The organism is Deinococcus fonticola (assembly GCF_004634215.1).
Lineage (GTDB): Bacteria > Deinococcota > Deinococci > Deinococcales > Deinococcaceae > Deinococcus > Deinococcus fonticola.
This window is the reverse complement of the sequence record NZ_SMMH01000026.1, coordinates 1-15,595: the sequence shown is the minus strand read 5'-3', so window position 1 is coordinate 15,595 and position 15,595 is coordinate 1. Positions and strand designations below refer to the sequence as shown.

The 15,595-nt window shown below is 64.1% G+C and carries 15 protein-coding genes; 4 read left to right on the top strand and 11 right to left on the bottom strand.

From position 1 onward, the window contains the following. Nucleotides 1-18: 18 nt before the first annotated feature. Nucleotides 19-630, top strand: coding sequence for a TetR/AcrR family transcriptional regulator (locus E5Z01_RS14130; protein WP_135229952.1), 612 nt, complete (start codon nt 19-21; stop codon nt 628-630). Here E5Z01_RS14130 and E5Z01_RS14125 read toward each other — a convergent pair. The 7 genes from E5Z01_RS14125 to E5Z01_RS14095 form a co-directional block, all read right to left on the bottom strand. Then, entirely contained in the window at nt 625-1,119 is a 495-nt protein-coding gene (locus E5Z01_RS14125; protein ID WP_135229951.1) for an SMI1/KNR4 family protein, read from the bottom strand. The two genes, E5Z01_RS14130 and E5Z01_RS14125, sit on opposite strands and share 6 nt — an antisense overlap. Next, entirely contained in the window at nt 1,116-2,207 is a 1,092-nt protein-coding gene (locus E5Z01_RS14120; protein WP_167757936.1) for an alpha-hydroxy acid oxidase, read from the bottom strand. Before E5Z01_RS14120 ends, E5Z01_RS14125 begins: the two co-directional genes overlap by 4 nt. Nucleotides 2,208-2,308: 101 nt before the next feature. Continuing rightward, nucleotides 2,309-3,481, bottom strand: a complete 1,173-nt coding sequence (locus E5Z01_RS14115) for an aminotransferase-like domain-containing protein (RefSeq protein WP_135229950.1) — start codon at nt 3,479-3,481, stop codon at nt 2,309-2,311. 107 nt (nt 3,482-3,588) lie between these two features. After that, the gene (locus E5Z01_RS14110) at nt 3,589-4,362 is read right to left on the bottom strand and encodes an amino acid ABC transporter ATP-binding protein (protein ID WP_135229949.1); all 774 of its coding nucleotides are present in this window, start codon (nt 4,360-4,362) and stop codon (nt 3,589-3,591) included. 41 nt (nt 4,363-4,403) lie between these two features. Further along, the gene (locus tag E5Z01_RS14105; protein WP_135229948.1) at nt 4,404-5,030 is read right to left on the bottom strand and encodes a helix-turn-helix domain-containing protein; all 627 of its coding nucleotides are present in this window, start codon (nt 5,028-5,030) and stop codon (nt 4,404-4,406) included. Between the two features lies 1 nt (nt 5,031). Beyond that, nucleotides 5,032-5,700, bottom strand: coding sequence for an amino acid ABC transporter permease (locus tag E5Z01_RS14100; protein ID WP_135229947.1), 669 nt, complete (start codon nt 5,698-5,700; stop codon nt 5,032-5,034). A 13-nt stretch (nt 5,701-5,713) separates the two neighbouring features. Then, nucleotides 5,714-6,454 carry a transporter substrate-binding domain-containing protein gene (locus E5Z01_RS14095; RefSeq protein WP_135229946.1) on the bottom strand — a complete coding sequence of 247 codons (741 nt, stop codon included), beginning with the start codon at nt 6,452-6,454 and terminating at the stop codon, nt 5,714-5,716. A gap of 154 nt (nt 6,455-6,608) precedes the next feature. Here E5Z01_RS14095 and E5Z01_RS14090 point away from each other — a divergent pair, with 154 nt between their 5' ends. Then, on the top strand, nt 6,609-7,973 hold the full coding sequence (locus E5Z01_RS14090) for an FAD-binding oxidoreductase (RefSeq protein WP_135229945.1): 1,365 nt from the start codon (nt 6,609-6,611) through the stop codon (nt 7,971-7,973). A gap of 14 nt (nt 7,974-7,987) precedes the next feature. Here E5Z01_RS14090 and E5Z01_RS20240 read toward each other — a convergent pair whose 3' ends face one another. The 3 genes from E5Z01_RS20240 to E5Z01_RS14085 all read right to left on the bottom strand — a co-directional run bounded on the left by E5Z01_RS20240 (nt 7,988) and on the right by E5Z01_RS14085 (nt 10,854). Then, on the bottom strand, nt 7,988-8,110 hold the full coding sequence (locus tag E5Z01_RS20240; RefSeq protein WP_274378923.1) for a hypothetical protein: 123 nt from the start codon (nt 8,108-8,110) through the stop codon (nt 7,988-7,990). 86 nt (nt 8,111-8,196) lie between these two features. Next, a complete protein-coding gene (locus E5Z01_RS19590; RefSeq protein WP_167757935.1) occupies nt 8,197-8,337 on the bottom strand; it encodes a hypothetical protein in 141 nt (46 codons plus the stop codon). Between the two features lie 33 nt (nt 8,338-8,370). Next, on the bottom strand, nt 8,371-10,854 hold the full coding sequence (locus E5Z01_RS14085) for a transglycosylase domain-containing protein (RefSeq protein ID WP_135229944.1): 2,484 nt from the start codon (nt 10,852-10,854) through the stop codon (nt 8,371-8,373). A gap of 266 nt (nt 10,855-11,120) precedes the next feature. Between E5Z01_RS14085 and ttcA the strand changes: the two genes are divergently transcribed. Beyond that, entirely contained in the window at nt 11,121-12,005 is an 885-nt protein-coding gene (gene ttcA, locus E5Z01_RS14080; RefSeq protein ID WP_135229943.1) for a tRNA 2-thiocytidine(32) synthetase TtcA, read from the top strand. A 77-nt stretch (nt 12,006-12,082) separates the two neighbouring features. Here ttcA and E5Z01_RS14075 read toward each other — a convergent pair whose 3' ends face one another. Further along, nucleotides 12,083-12,901 carry a pyruvate, water dikinase regulatory protein gene (locus E5Z01_RS14075; protein WP_167757934.1) on the bottom strand — a complete coding sequence of 273 codons (819 nt, stop codon included), beginning with the start codon at nt 12,899-12,901 and terminating at the stop codon, nt 12,083-12,085. Nucleotides 12,902-13,040: 139 nt separating this feature from the next. Between E5Z01_RS14075 and ppsA the strand changes: the two genes are divergently transcribed. Beyond that, entirely contained in the window at nt 13,041-15,398 is a 2,358-nt protein-coding gene (ppsA, locus tag E5Z01_RS14070; RefSeq protein WP_135229941.1) for a pyruvate, water dikinase, read from the top strand. Nucleotides 15,399-15,595 lie beyond the last annotated feature (197 nt).

The window sequence follows — 15,595 nt, the reverse complement described above, 5'->3', positions numbered from 1 at the left end:
TAAGGTAGAATCTTGCCAATGTCAAGATTGGTCGCGGCGGGACGCCACTATCACCACGGGCAACTCCGCGAAGCCCTGCTGGACGCGGCCGCACAGCTCCTGGAACAACAGGGCACTCAGTTCAGCCTGCGCGAGGTGGCGCGGCAGGCGGGTGTCAGTCACGCTGCTCCCTATCACCACTTCGAGGACAAGCATCAACTGCTGGAAGCGCTGGCCGAACGCTGCATGAAAGCCTTCAGCCAGGCCCAGACGGCGGCGGCGCAGGCCAGCACCCCACGCGCCCGGTTGATCGGTCTGGGCACGGCCTATATTGAGTACGCCGCCGCGCACCCCAACGCCTTCCAGCTGATCTTCAACCCGGAACTGTGCCGGCCCGGACAGACCAGCGTCCTCACGCCTTACATCCAGGCGGATCACGCCCTGCTGGCCGAAGTTCTCGCCCAGGCCATTCAGGCCGGCGACCTGCCCGGCCACGCTCCCGAAGCACTGGGAACGGCCCTGTGGGGAACCGTGCATGGACTGGCCCACCTCGTCCTGCTTGGGCAAGTGAACTTAAACGATGTTCCAACCGTACTCGACAGCCTATTCAAACCCGTATCCGCAAGCTCAATGACAACTCAAAACTTATAACCCGTAGAAGTAATTGCCGCCTGAATTCACAAGATGGCTGAGCCACTCGTCAAAATCCACCCAACTTTCAAGAAATTCGTCCCAGTCTTCGGGCAGCATGTCCACATCGGAAAGGGCTATTTTTCCGTCGCTACGCATCAAAAGGTGCGAGCCATACGCCGAAATTGTAACGGGCAGCAGGAAATCAACATCATTGAAATCCTCGCCAGGGAAAGCCAGCGTGTAAAAGGCGGCCATTTCGTCAAGGCAGAGGAACTCAACACCGATTCCCCCCAATAGAAACAGGCGGCACGCCCCGACATCCTTCAGGAAGGTTGCGTAAGGCTGAGGAAGTGGCTTTCCCGTTTTCACCTCGAACTCCGTGATGTCTTGCGGCGTATGTCGCTTGACCCGTTCAAATGCGCGAGGCCGTTTCTGGTCAAGGACAATTTCTTTACCTTGACTTTTGTCGAGCCAATTGTTGAGTTTGTTGTAAACGTCGTTCATCATGTGGTTTCGATTTTCAACAAGTCCGGCCCCAGTTCACTGACCCTGGTCTTGCCGCTGAGCATCATGGCGAGGCGGAATTCGTCTTGCAGAAGTTGCAGGGTGTAGCGCACGCCTTCTTCTCCGGCGAGGGCCAGGCCGTACAGGGCGGCGCGCGCGATAAACACGGCTTTGGCACCGAGCGCCACGGCTTTCAGGATGTCGGTACCACGGGTAATGCCGCCGTCCAGGTACACCTCGACCCGACCTTCCACCGCTTCCACGATTTCGGGCAGGGCGTCCAGGGCGGTCACGGCGGTGTCCAGCTGCCGTCCGCCGTGGTTGCTGGCCCACACATGGCAGCCGTGCTCGGCGGCCAGCCGGGCGTCCTCGGCGGTCAGCAGGCCCTTGAGGACAATGGGAAGTGTCGTCTGTTCGCGCAGCCAGGCGAGGTCGTGCCAGGTGAGGGCCGGGTCGAGGAGGCTGTCGAAGTATTGCAGGTCATCCAGGTGTTCACTGCCGGCGCGGCGCGGGCCGATGTTGGGCAGGATGGTGCCGGGTTCGATGTGAACGGGCGTCTTGATGATGGCTTCGCGCCGGCCCAGCGCGGGAGCGTCCACGGTGACGACCAGGGCGCGCGCCCCCGCCGCCTCGGCCCGCTGAATCAGGGCGCGGCTGATGTCGCGGTCTTTGTACACGTACAGCTGAAACCACAGGCGCCCAGGCGCGGCCTGCGAGACGTCCTCGATGGTGCGGTGACTCATGGTCGAGAGGGTCATGAGGCTGCCCATGCCGGCGGCGGCGCGGGCGGTGGCGACCTCGGCATCCGGATGGCACAGACCGTGCATGGCGCACGGAGCAATGCCGAGTGGGAAGGCCAGCGGCACCCCCAGAACCGACGTACCCGTATCGATGTTCGAGACGTCCACCAGCATGCGGGGTCGCAATTTGATCTGCGCGTATCCGTCGCGGTTCTCGCGCAGCGTATGTTCGTCGTTCGCGCCGCCACTGTAGTAAGCGAAAGCGGCGGGCGAGAGGACTTCAGCGGCGGCGGCTTCCAGTTCTTGCAGGTTCAGGTACTGGCTCAGATTTCGGGTCAGGTTCGGGGTCATGGTCGCTCCTTTGCCGTGTCGTACGGCGTTGCACAAGACAAGACGGGCTTGAACAGCACGTAGGGAACGCGGGTGCATTTTCAGTATCCACGCTGGAGCGTTCAAAGCCGCCGCATAGCCCGAATGGCCTGCCCTAAACGCTGAACGCCTTCGCGCAGGTCATCTTCCTCGTAGAAGGCGAAGCACAGGCGCAGGTTGTTCCCCTGGGTGCCGTCCGGCGAGAAGAGGTTGCCCGGCTGGAAGCGCACGCCCCGTTCCAGGGCGGTGGTCAGCAGGTCGTCACTGTTCAGGCTTTCAGGCAGGGTGACCCAGATGAAGTACCCGCCGCGCGGACGCTGGAACTGAATCCCCAGGGGGCGCAGGTCGTCCAGGGCGTCGGCCAGGACGTGGGCGCGGTGGCGAAAGGTGTCGCGGAGCTTCTGAATGTACGGCGAGAGCAGGTTCAGCTCGAGCATGCTGCGAATCAGGCCACTGCCCAGCGGACTGAAACCCCCGCCGCTGATGATCATGCCGTTCTGGGCCAGGCGTTCCAGCAGGGCCGAAGGTGCGTGAATCCAGCCCAGGCGCGTGCCGGGGGCCAGGATCTTGCTGAAACTCCCCAGGCTCAGCACCCGGCCACCCTCGCCCTGTGCCGCTACCCACGCGGAAAAGCTGCGCGGGGGCGTACCGTCAAAGGTCAGCAGGTGATACACCTCGTCGGCCATGATGTAAAAGTCGTGCTGCTGCGCCAGTTGCACCAGTTTCTCCCGGCGCTCCTCACTCAGGGTCACGCCGGACGGGTTCTGGTGGGTGGGGATGGTGTACACCAGCTTCGGCCGGTGCTGCTGCACCAGTTTTTCCAGGGCGTCCACGTTCAGGCCGTGCCCGTCTACCGGGGCGGTCCGGATGTTCAGGCGGTGGTTGCGGAAAATGCCAGACGCGAAGAAGTAGGTGGGGTCTTCCACGATGATGGTGTCGCCCGGTTCGGTCAGCATGGCGCAGATCAGGTCGAGGGCCTGCGATACCCCGCCGGAAATGAACAGGTCTTCGGCCTGCACGGGCAAGCCATCCTCCTGGTTCAGGCTGTATTCGCGGGTCAGGAAGGCCGCCAGTTCGGTGCGCAGGAAACCGTCACCCCACTCGAACCCGTACTGGAGGAATTCCGCGTCGCCCTGCGCGAAACGGTGGGCGGCGGCCTGTTCCATTTCACGCAGGGGCAGCATGGGCAGAGAAGGGTGCCCCACCGCCAGGTTGATGACGCCTTCTGTCAGGGTGGTTTGGGCGGTTTTCAGCATTACGGCACCTCCTTAAAGCATCTGACAAAAGAGCGAAGTGCTTTTTGTCCGAGTCAATCGAGTGAATTGAGATGAGCAGGACGAAGAACGCAATTCGCAGACCTGCTCTAATGCCTGGACACGCGGTTCAGGAACTGTTTCAGGCGATCCAGGCGCGGATTCCCGAAGAACTCGGCGGGTGGGGCGTCTTCCAGCAATTGCCCACGATCCATGAAGATCACCCGGTCGGCGACCTCGCGGGCAAAGCCCATCTCGTGAGTGACCACCAGCATGGTCATGCCCGACCCGGCCAGCGAACGCATCACGTCCAGCACCTCGCCCACCATCTCGGGGTCGAGGGCGCTAGTGGGTTCGTCGAACAGCATGATCCTGGGTTCCATCGCCAGCGCGCGGGCAATGGCCACCCGCTGCTGTTGCCCACCCGACAGTTCCGAGGCGTGCTTGTGCGCCTGCTCGGCAATCCCGACCCGGTTCAGCAGCGTCATGGCGCGCTGCTCGGCGGCTTTTTCGCTCAGGCCGCGTAATTTCATGGGGGCCAGCATCACGTTTTTCAGCACCGTCATGTGCGGAAACAGGTTGAACTGCTGAAAGACCATGCCCACCTCACGCCGCACGACCTCCAGTTGCCCGTGCTCCTTCAGTCGGTGCCCGTCCACGACGATCTCGCCTTCCTGAAATTCCTCCAGGCGGTTGATGCAGCGAATCAGGGTGCTTTTGCCACTGCCGCTGGGGCCGAGCACCACGACCTTCTGCCCGGCCTGCACGTTCAGGTTGATGTTCGTGAGCACCTGGTGCGAACCGAACCACTTGCTGACGTTCCTGATCTGAATGATGGGGCCCGCGCCCTGCGCCGGTTCCCGTTTCGCCTGTGCTTGAGTCATGTGAGCCTCGGTACGAAAAAGAATCTGTTGTTAAGTATGGTTCAGGGGTGCGGGCTGGTGACCCACAGCACCCGCGTGGGCACGCTGCCGGGGTTGCGCCAGTTGTGCGGAATGCGGCTGGACATGGTCAGGCTGTCCCCGGCCTGAAGGAAGTAATGCGCGTCCTCGATCATGAATTCCAGCACGCCCTCCAGCACGGTCACGAAGGTCACGTCCGCATTCAGGGTATACAGTTCCTCGCCGCCGTGCCCGCCGGGGTGAATCACCGAGTTCAGGATCATCATCTCGCCGTTCAGCCCCTGCGAGAGCAGCCGCTCGTCCACGTTCACGCCGCCGAAATTGACCCGCACCGCGTCGGACGCCCGCACCAGGCTGGCGGTGGGCGGGTCGAACAGCGCCCCCGGTTTGATGTCCAGTGCCGCGCACACTTTCACCAGCGACGCCACCGACGCCTGTGCCAGGTCGCGTTCCATGCGGCTCAGGAAGGACTTGTCCAGGCCCGTGAGTTTCACCAGGGCGTCCAGTGTGAGGCCCTTGGCCTGCCGCGCCGCCCGCAAGCGTGGGCCGATGCGGGGCGTGTCCGGCTCGGCGGGCCTGCCGTTCACGCGCTTGACGCTCGCGTCGAAATCCAGTGCCTCAAGGCCTTTTCCTGCCCGCGGCGGCGTCATGTCAGGCGACCTTCCAGCGTTTCTCGATGCGGCCTGCGATAAGGCTCATGGGGATGGTCATGCACAGGTAGAGCAGGCCCACCGCCAGGTACATCTCGAAGGGTTTGTACGTGCGGGACGTGATCATCTGGCCCACGCGCACCAGTTCCACGATCATGATGGTCGACAGCAGCGAACTGTTTTTCAGTAGCGTGGTCGCCTCGTTCAGCAGCGGCGGCACGATGCGCCGGAACGCCTGCGGCAGCACGATGTAGCGCAGCGTATCGGTGGGCGTGAACCCCAGCGAGAGGCTCGCCTCGGTCTGCCCGCGCGGGGTGCTCTGAATCCCGCTGCGCACGATCTCGGCCACGTAGGCGCTGGAGTTGACGGCCAGGATGGCGGTGCCGGCCACCAGCGGGTTGAAGTTCAGGGGAATGTTGAACATCTCCTGAAACACGTAAGGCAGTCCGTAGAAGAACAGGAAAATCTGCGCCAGCAGCGGCGTGCCGCGAATCATCTCGATGTACGCCACCCCAAAAGCCGCCAGGGGCTTGATCGGCGACATGCGAATCAAAGCGAACAGCGTCCCGAAAATCACGCCGAACAGCAGCGCGATCAGCGAGATGACGATGGTCAGGCCCGCCCCCTTCAGCAGGGCCGGCAGACTCTCGACGATCAGTCCGAAATCCATGCGGGTTCAGGACTTACTTGAGCCACTTCTTGCTGATGGCCGCCAGTTCGCCGTTCTTGCGCATCTCGATGATGGCGGCGTTCATGCGGTTGACCACGTCGCCGCAGTCCTTGCGCACCGCCATGGCCTTCTCGTTCTTGGCCAGGGTGCCGGTGATGCGCAGGTCGGGGTACGTCTTCAGGAACTGGTCGGCCACGGTCTTGTCCACCACCATCGCGTCGATCTGGCGGGTCTGGAGAGCCACGGCGGCGTCGGTGTACAGGTTGAAGGCCTTGCTGCTGGCGCCTTTAATTCCCTGCACGATCTGCTCCTGCACCGTGCCGATCTGCGACCCCACGTTCTTCCCGGCCAGGCTGGCGGCGGAAGCGTACTTCAGGTTCTCCTTGCGGGCCATGATCACGTTCGCCGAGTTGTCGTAAGGCAGGGTGAAGTTCACGGCTTTCTTGCGCTCGGCGGTCACGGTCATGCCGGCGGCGATCACGTCGATCTTCTTGCTGATCAGCGCGGGAATCAGGCCGTCGAAGCCCTGCCCGACCACCTTGACCTTCACGCCCATCTTCTTGGCTACGGCGTTGATCAGGTCGATGTCGAAGCCTACGATCTCGTTCCGGTCGTTCAGGGACTCGTAGGGCGGGTAATCGGGGCTGGTGCCCACGGTCAGGCCGCTTTTCTTGACGTTGGCCATGCAGGACTGGGCGCCTGTCTGACTGACGAGAAGGGCGGCCAGGGTGGTGAGCAGGATGGTTTTTTTCATGGATGATCCTCCGGGGTAGGCATAGATATCGTGGAAATCTATGCAAAAACCCTAGGACTTGGTTGCATAAAAATCAACCCTGTTGCCTGGGAAACCCTGAAAGTACCGAAAAATTCACAGTTCATCCCCGGCGTCCACGAATTACAATTCAGGCATGCTGCCAGAAGCCCTCCAGGCCCTCCGGGCCTCCTTCGCCGAGAAGCTCTCGACCGCTCCCGCTGTGCTCGAAGCCCACGGCCACGACGAAAGCCGCCTCGACCACCACCTGCCCGACGCGGTGCTGTTCGTCAGCAGCGAGGAGGACGTGTTGCATGCCCTGCAACTTGCGCGGCAGTACGCCTTTCCTATCGTGCCCTTCGCGGTGGGCAGCAGCCTGGAAGGACAGGTTATTCCGGTGCAGGGCGGCCTTTCCCTTGACCTGAGCGGCATGAACCGCGTCCTGGCCATCGAACCGGGCGGCTTTCAGGCCACGGTACAGCCCGGCGTGACCTACCCCGAACTGAACCGTCAGGCGCGCCGGCATGGCCTGTTCTGGGCTGTCGACCCCGGCGCGGAAGCCAGCCTGGGCGGCATGGCCTCCACCAACGCCAGCGGCACGGGCGCCGTGCGCTACGGCACCACCCGCGACAACATCCTGGAAATGCGTGTGGCGCTGACGGACGGGCGGGTCATCCGGGTGGGCAGCCGCGCCCGCAAGACCAGCGCCGGGTACGACTTGAAAAACCTCTTTATCGGCGCGGAAGGCACCCTGGGCATCATCACCCAGCTCACCGTGAAACTCTGGCCCCTGCCCGCCGAGGTGGTCGTCCTGCGCTGCACCTTCACCAGCCTGCGGGCGGCCGCCGAGTGCGCCGTGCTGATCATGGGCGCTGCCCTGCAACCCGAACGCCTGGAACTCATCGACGAGCACGAAATTCACGCCGTGAACCAGTACCTCGGGCGCGAGTATCCCGAACGGCCCACCCTGTGGATCGAGCTGGCCGCCGCCAGCCGCACGGCCCTGGAAGACTCCCTGAACGTCTGCCGCGAACTGTGCCAGGACGCCGGCGCGCAGGACATTCACACCGCCGTGACTCCCGAGGAACGCGGCGCCATCTGGGAAGCGCGGCACAAGGCCTACACCGCCATGGGCGCCCTGCACCCCGGCCACGCGCAACTCAGCACCGACGCCTGCGTGCCGCTGCACCGGCTCCCGGACGTGCTGGACTTTACCCGACAGCGCTGCCAGGAACGCGCCCTGACCGCCAGTTTCGTGGGTCACGTCGGGGACGGCAACTTTCACGTGCTGTTTCAGGCCGCCCCCGACGACACCGCGACCTGGCAGGCCATTCACGCCACCTACGACGAGATGATGCAGGCCACCTTGCAGGCCGGCGGCACCTGCACCGGCGAGCACGGCGTGGGCCTGCACAAGAAAAAATATGTGGCCCAGGAGCATGCCGACACCCTTGACCTGATGCGCGAGATCAAGGCCCTGCTCGACCCGCACCACCTGCTGAACCCCGGCAAGATTTTCTGACCGCTCGCCCGGGCTTAAAGCTTGTCCCTGAACTGCGCTCCCAGCGCCTGAAAACGCTCCAGAACGTCGGTGTTCAGGAGGCGCATCCGTTCGCCCAGCGTGTCGATGATCACCAGGAAGTGCTCACGCTGGCCCACGACCTCCTATACGGATTCCGTCTGTTTCATCCACCATCCGGAAAAATGCCGGATGGTGGATTCCACGCCCAGAACCCGTTTTGCTCTCACTCCCTCCGGTCGGATTTCACCGCCCTGAAGGGGCGATTCAATCGGAGTTCGTACTGCACGGTGAAATCCAGCCCACCGTTCAGGCGCAATCGGTCGCCCCGGCGCACCTGGTGAATGGTGATCTCGACCCACCTCACGCCTGACAGCCTACTGTACCGTTGCCCGCCGGCTCATGGCGTGGTGGGCGACAGTTCCGGCAGGGCGTTCGGGTCGGCCGGAACCGAGGGCGCTTCGGTCTGATCGAACGGAACAGGCATAATTTCGGGCGGCCCGGCGTCCGGCGCGCTGGGAGGCGCGGACGGGTTCTGCGCCGGGTCGGTGGGGGAGGGCCGCGTGTCGGGGAGGGCTTCCGGTTCCTCGGGCGTGGGTGGCGTGGCGGGAATGTCCGTTGCCGCCCCGTCCTGCGCGGGCACCTCGGTGGCTGGCATTTGCGTGTCCGGCGCAGGGTTGCTCTCTGATGTAGAGGAGCTGTCCGGCAGCACGGGGGGCGGCGGTTCGACCGGGGCGACTTCCGGGGTGTCCGGCGCGTCCTGCCCGGTCGCCTGCCCCGTCTGCTCGGCCTGGCGGGTGCCGTCACGGGCGACGGGATCGGTGTCGGCTTCTTTGGCGCGGAAGGCCATGTTGACGCGCCGAACCACCCGGTACGCGATATCGGCGGGTTCCTTGAAGTTCGTTTTGCTGCGGCCCGCCAGGGCGCCCGCCACCGCCTGCTGCCACACCGGCGTGGGCACGTCGCCCGAGTACGCCCAGGAGGGCAGCGGCGTGCCGTCCTCCTGACCCACCCACACCGCGCCGCTGATCAGGGACGTGACCCCCGCGAACCACAGGTCCTTGATGTCGTTGGTGGTGCCGGTCTTGCCGCCCACTTCCCAGCCGTCGATCATGGCCCGCGTCGCCAGGCCGCCCTGGCTCGGCGTGAGGTCGTTCACCACGCCGCGCAGCATGTCCAGGCCCAGCCACGCCGTCTGCTCGTCCCACACCCGGCGGCTGACGGGCTGGTGGGTATACACGCTCTGGCCGTGCCTGTCCTCGAATTTGCGGACGGTGTGCGGCTCGAAATAGATGCCGCCGTTCACGAAGGGGGCGTAGGCGGCGGCCATCTGCAGGGGGCTGGCCTCCAGGGTGCCGATGCTGAGGCTCAGCCCGGCGTTCGGCGGCGGCGTCAACCCCAGTTCGCGCAGTTTGGCCTCGAAGGTGGGCATGCCCAGTTCCTGGCCCATGCGCACGGTCGGCAGGTTCAGGCTGTGGTCCAGGGAGTAACGCATGGTCACGTAGCGGCCGGTCCAGCGCCGGTCGTAGTTCATGGGCTGGTAATCGCCCTCAATGGGCGAGTCCAGCACCGTGTCGCTCTGCTTCCAGCCTTTCGAGAGCGCCAGCGTGTACAGCAGCGGTTTGATGCTGCTGCCCACCTGCCGCCGCGCCTGCAGGGCATTGTTCCAGTCGCGCGGGCGATCCCCGGTGAGTTTCTGCCCCACCAGCGCCAGCGCCTCGCCGTTGGCCGGGTTCACCAGCGCCAGTCCCAGCGTCGCGCCGGGTGGCAGGCTGGCGTCCAGGCTGGCTTTTTCCGCCGCCACCTGCGCGGCGATGTCCATACCGGTAAAGATTTTTCCGCCGGCGTACAGTTCCTTGCGGCCCACCCGGGGCAGCAGTTCCTTTTCCACCGCCTGCATGTACGCCTGGTACTGGTACTTGCCCTGGCCGCGGCTTTCGGTCTGATCCAGGTTCAGCTGGCGGCGCTCCAGGTTCTCCAGGTTCGCGTACTTGAAGGTGCCGTCCTCGTTCCAGCTGATTCGGTAGCCCGCCGGGTAAATCTTGGTTTTCCAGGCCGCGTCGGCTTCCGCCCGGGTGGCCCGCCCGTCTTCCACCATGCGGGTCAGCAGGCTTTTCATCACGTTGCGGTACGCCCCGAAATCTTTGTAGCGGCGGTTGGGCGCGGGAATAATCGTCGCCAGATACACGCTTTCGGCCAGGTTCAATTCCCGGGCGTCCTTCTTGAAGTAAGCGCGCGCTGCCATGCCCGCCCCCACGATGTCACTGCGCCCCGCGTCGCCCCAGTAGATGATGTTCAGGTAGGCGTTCAGGATCTTGTCCTTGTTGAAATCCCGGTCGAGCTGGTAGGCCAGAATCGCTTCCTTGAACTTGCGCTCGGGCGTCCGCGCACTTTGCAGGTCGGCCAGCAAGGTATTTTTCACCACCTGCTGGGTAATGCTGCTGCCGCCCTCCAGGTCGTTCCGGAGCAGGCCCTTGAGCAGTCCGCGCGCAATCCCGATGTAATCCACCCCGTGATGCTCGTAGAAGCGCCGGTCCTCGCTGGACACCACCGCCTTTTGCAGCCAGCCGCTCACCTCGTTCAGTTTCTTCAGGTCGCGGTTGACGCTCTGCCCGCTGCTGAGGCTGGGCGTCAGGGTGCCGATCAAAGCCCCGGTGCGGTCATACACCCGCGTCTGACCGCTGTACTCCAGCACGTCCAGGTCGGACACGTTGGGCAGGTCGCGCCCCCACATGAACCACAGCGCCCCCAGCCCCGCCAGCACCAGCAACAGGCCTGTGCCCAGCAACCGCGCCAGCCAGCCGGCGCACCCCACACGGCGGCGAACGGGTGGTCTGGTGGGGGCCTTGCGGGCCGGACGGGGCGACTGCGGGCGACGAGCCATGACCCCCAAGATAACGGGCGACCGTTAGAAATCACGTCCACCCAAGGAATGACGGCTAAAAATCAGGGGCGCCGTAACCAGGGAATACCGTAACCAGGGGGCGCCGTGAATTTTTGCCAGGCCCGCGGCTTACATGCAGTACGAATGGCGACGAAGCCCGACAGGCTGAGAGGAAACACACCCGCCGTTCGGTTTTCCCCTTGCCCCATGCCCCAGGCTCGTTGCCCTGCCCGTTGTACTATGGGGCGCTGACGAGGCCCCTGCCCATGACCCAGACCGCTTCTGCTTCCTCTGCCGACACTGCCCGCCTGTTCCAGCCCATCGTGAAGGGCGTGGGACAGGCCATCGGGGATTACCGCATGATCGAGCCGGGCGACCGGGTGATGGTGTGCCTGTCGGGCGGCAAAGACAGTTACACGCTGCTGGACGTGCTGCTGCACCTTCAGAAGAAAGCGCCCATCGACTTTGAGGTGGTGGCCGTGAACCTCGACCAGGGTCAGCCGGGGTTTCCCAAACACGTTTTGCCGCAGTACCTGACGCAGCGGGGGATACCGTTCGACATCCTGACGCAGGACACCTACAGCGTCGTGAAGCAGAAGATTCCGGAAGGCAAAACCACCTGCTCGCTGTGTAGCCGCCTGCGCCGGGGCATCCTGTACGCCCACGCCCGCCAGATCGGCGCGACGAAAATTGCGCTGGGCCACCACCGCGACGACATTCTGGAAACGCTGTTCATGAACATGTTTTTCGGCGCCAGGCTCAAGGCCATGCCGCCCAAGCTCCAGAGCGACGACGGCAGCAACGTGGTCATCCGGCCGCTGGCCTACGTGGCCGAAAAGGACATCATCAAATATGCCCAGGCGCGGGAATTTCCGATCATTCCCTGCAACCTGTGCGGCAGTCAGGAGAACCTGCAACGCCGGGTGGTGGGGGGCATGCTGGACACCTGGGAACGCGAACACCCCGGCCGGCTGCACAACATCCTCAAAAGCCTGACGCGCGTGACCCCCAGCCACCTGCTCGACCGCGACCTGTACGATTTCGCTAGCCTCAGTGTCACCCCGGCCGAAGGCGACCGGGGCTTCGACGCCGAGGACTACCCCGAGCGCGAATTCCTGGCGGGCCTGGGCGAACTGACCCTGTTGGGCTAAGGGCGCACGCAACGTTAGGTGTCCGCAGCTGGGTTAAGCGGAACTTGGTTCAGCCTGCTGCTGACGGCCCGGCGCCCCTACTGCGTCAGCTTGCCATTCTTCCTGAGCAGCGCCAGGACGCCCGCCGCGATTTCCTCGACGCTGGCGGTGGTGGTTTCCTTCACAGGAATGCCGTAGCGCTGAAACAGCAACTGGGCGCGTTTCACCTCGTACTCGCATTGCTCGATGCTGGCGTAGCGACTGCCCGCTTTGCGCTGCGTGCGAATGGCGTGCAGCCTCCGGGGGTCGATGGTCAAACCGAACAGCTTGCGCTTGAAGGGTTCCAGCGGAATAGGCAAGCGCTCGCGCTCGAAGTCGTCCTCGGCCAGCGGGTAATTGCTGGCGCGAATGCCGTGCTGCAAGGCCAGAAAGAGGCTGGTGGGGGTTTTGCCGGCGCGGGACACGCCGACCAGGATCACGTCCGACTGGGCGTATCCCTTGCTGCCCACGCCATCGTCGGTGGCGAGGGCAAAATCCAGCGCCTCCATGCGGGTCAGGTACGCTTCGGTGTCCTGCATGTCGTGGTGCCCGCCGACGTTCAGGGTGGGCGTCTCGCCGAACTCCTGCTCCAGCCGCGCGATGTCCTCGGTCAGCAGGTCAAACACCTGCGCGGGGGCGCTGTTCAGAATTTCCAGCACCTCGGGGCGGGTCACGGTGGTGAAAATCAGCGGGCGGCTGCCCGCCTCGGCGTGGCCTTTCACCTCGTTCACCACGTCAAGGGCGGCCTGCGCGTCCTTGGTGAAGGGGCGGCGCAGGTACTCCAGGCGCTGGCCCGGAAAGTGGGTGAGCAGGGCGCGGGCGATGTTCTCGGCGGTGAGTCCGGTGTGGTCGGACACGATGAACACGGTGCGGGGCATGCCCCAGACTGACACGTCCAGCCCGGAGGGACAAAACGGGCGCTCAGGAATTGTGGACTGCGTTAGTGTTGAGGCGTAGCCTGACACTAATCCCCTCACTTCAAGGCGCAGAAACCCTTTCGCCAAACGGAGAATACCCATGGACATGATTCGCCCTTTTGAAACACTAAGGATGACCGATGTGGAAATCGTCGGCGGCAAGAACGCCAGCATCGGCGAGATGATTCAGGGCCTCGCGGGCGCAGGCGTGCGCGTCCCCGGTGGGTTCGCCACCACCGCCGACGCCTTCCGGCTGTTCTTACAGGAAAACCAGATCGAGCAGAAGATCAACGAGAAACTGTCTGCGCTGGACGTGAACGACGTTCATGCGCTGGTCGCCGCCGGGAAGGAAATTCGTGGCTGGGTCGAGCAGGCTGCTTTCCCGGCCGCGCTGGAACAGGCCATCCGCGAAGGGTATGCCCGCATGACCGCCGAGGCGGGCGGCACAGACCCCGACGTGGCCGTGCGCAGCAGCGCCACCGCCGAGGACTTGCCCGAGGCCAGTTTCGCCGGGCAGCAGGAAACCTTCCTGAACGTGCGCGGCATCGACGAGGTGCTGGGGCACGTCAAACTGGTGTTCGCCAGCCTCTACAACGACCGCGCCATCAGCTACCGCGTTCACCAGGGCTTCTCGCACAGTGAGGTGGCGCTGTCCGCCGGTATTCAGCGCATGGTTCGCACGGATCTGGGCGTGTCCGGCGTGGCCTTTACCCTCGACACCGAAAGCGGTTTTCGGGATGCCGTGTTCGTGACCAGCAGCTACGGCCTGGGCGAAATGGTGGTGCAGGGCGCCGTGAACCCCGACGAGTTCTTCGTGTACAAACCCGCGCTGGAACAGGGCAAACGCGCCGTGCTGCGCCGCACCCGCGGCAGCAAACAAAAGAAGATGATCTACGCAGCGGAAGGCGGCGTGCAGACCGTCGACGTGGACGAAGCGGAACGCGCCGCCTTCTCGCTGACCGACGACGACCTCACCGAACTGGCCCGTCAGTGCGTCACCATCGAGCGGCACTATGGGCGTCCCATGGACATCGAGTGGGGCAAGGACGGGCGTGACGGGCAGATCTACATCCTTCAGGCCCGCCCGGAAACGGTGCAGAGCCGCGCCGGGCGCACCCTGGAACGCTTCGAGCTGACGGGCAAAGGAGAAATCCTGGTCGAGGGCCGCGCCGTGGGGAGCCGCATCGGCGCCGGCACGGTGCGCGTCGTCAGCGACCTCTCGCAGATGGACGAGGTGCAGCCGGGCGACATCCTGGTGGCCGACATGACCGACCCCGACTGGGAACCGGTCATGAAACGCGCCTCCGCCATCGTCACCAACCGGGGCGGGCGCACCTGCCACGCCGCCATCATCGCCCGCGAGATGGGCATTCCTGCCGTGGTCGGCACCGGCAACGCTACCCGCGAACTCAAATCCGGGCAGCCCGTCACCGTGTCCTGCGCCGAGGGCGACACCGGCTTCGTGTACGCAGGTCAGCTGGACTTCCACATCGATAAGGTGGAACTGGACGCCATGCCCGAAGTCGGCATGAAGATCATGATGAACGTGGCCTCGCCAGACCGGGCCTTCAGCTTCGCCGCGCTGCCCAACGAGGGGGTGGGCCTGGCCCGGGTCGAGTTCATTTGCAGCAACGTGATCGGCATTCACCCCCGCGCCCTGCTGGACTACCCCAACGTGCCCGACGATGTGAAGGCCCAGATCGAGGACAAAACGGCCGGGTACGCTTCACCGCGCGACTTTTTCCGCGAGAAGCTCGCCGAGGGGGTCGCCAGCATTGCCGCCGCCTTCGCGCCCAAACCCGTGATTGTGCGACTCAGCGACTTCAAAAGCAACGAGTACGCCCACCTGATCGGCGGAACAAGCTACGAACCCAGCGAGGAGAACCCCATGATCGGCTTCCGGGGGGCGAGCCGCTACCGCAGTGAGGACTTCAAGGAAGCATTCGCTCTGGAATGCGCCGCCATGAAACAGGTGCGCGACGACATGGGCCTCACCAACGTGCAACTCATGATTCCCTTCGTGCGCACCGTCGCGGAAGGCCAGCGCATCCTGGAAATCCTGCGCGAAAACGGCCTCACCCAGGGTGAGAACGACCTGAAGGTCATCATGATGTGCGAGGTGCCCAGCAACGCCATCCTGGCCGACCAGTTCCTCGACCACTTCGACGGTTTCTCCATCGGCAGCAACGACCTCACGCAACTGACACTGGCCCTCGACCGCGACTCCGGCCTGGTCGCCGACATGTTCGACGAGCAGAACGAGGCCGTGCTGGCCCTCATGGAAATGGCGATCCGGGCCGCCAAGGCACGCGGCAAGTACGTCGGCATCTGCGGCCAGGGGCCGAGCGATCACCCCGCCCTGGCCCAGTGGCTGATGGACAAGGGCATAGATAGCGTTAGCCTCAACCCCGACAGCGTACTAAGTACGTGGCTGCACCTGGCAGGGGAAAAGGCGTAAACGAAAAAATTACGCCTCAGTCGTTCGGAAATCCCCGCTTTCATCGGCTAGGACGCCTTCAATGAAGCAGTTACGGCGATTAGGGGTTGATTTTTGCAGCTAGAAATGAGAGAGGGACGGATGTCTAAGCCTCGTCCCGATCTCAGTGTAATCCCCATCCGTGAAGCCCAGCCCATCCTCAGCGCCTGGATTCGCCC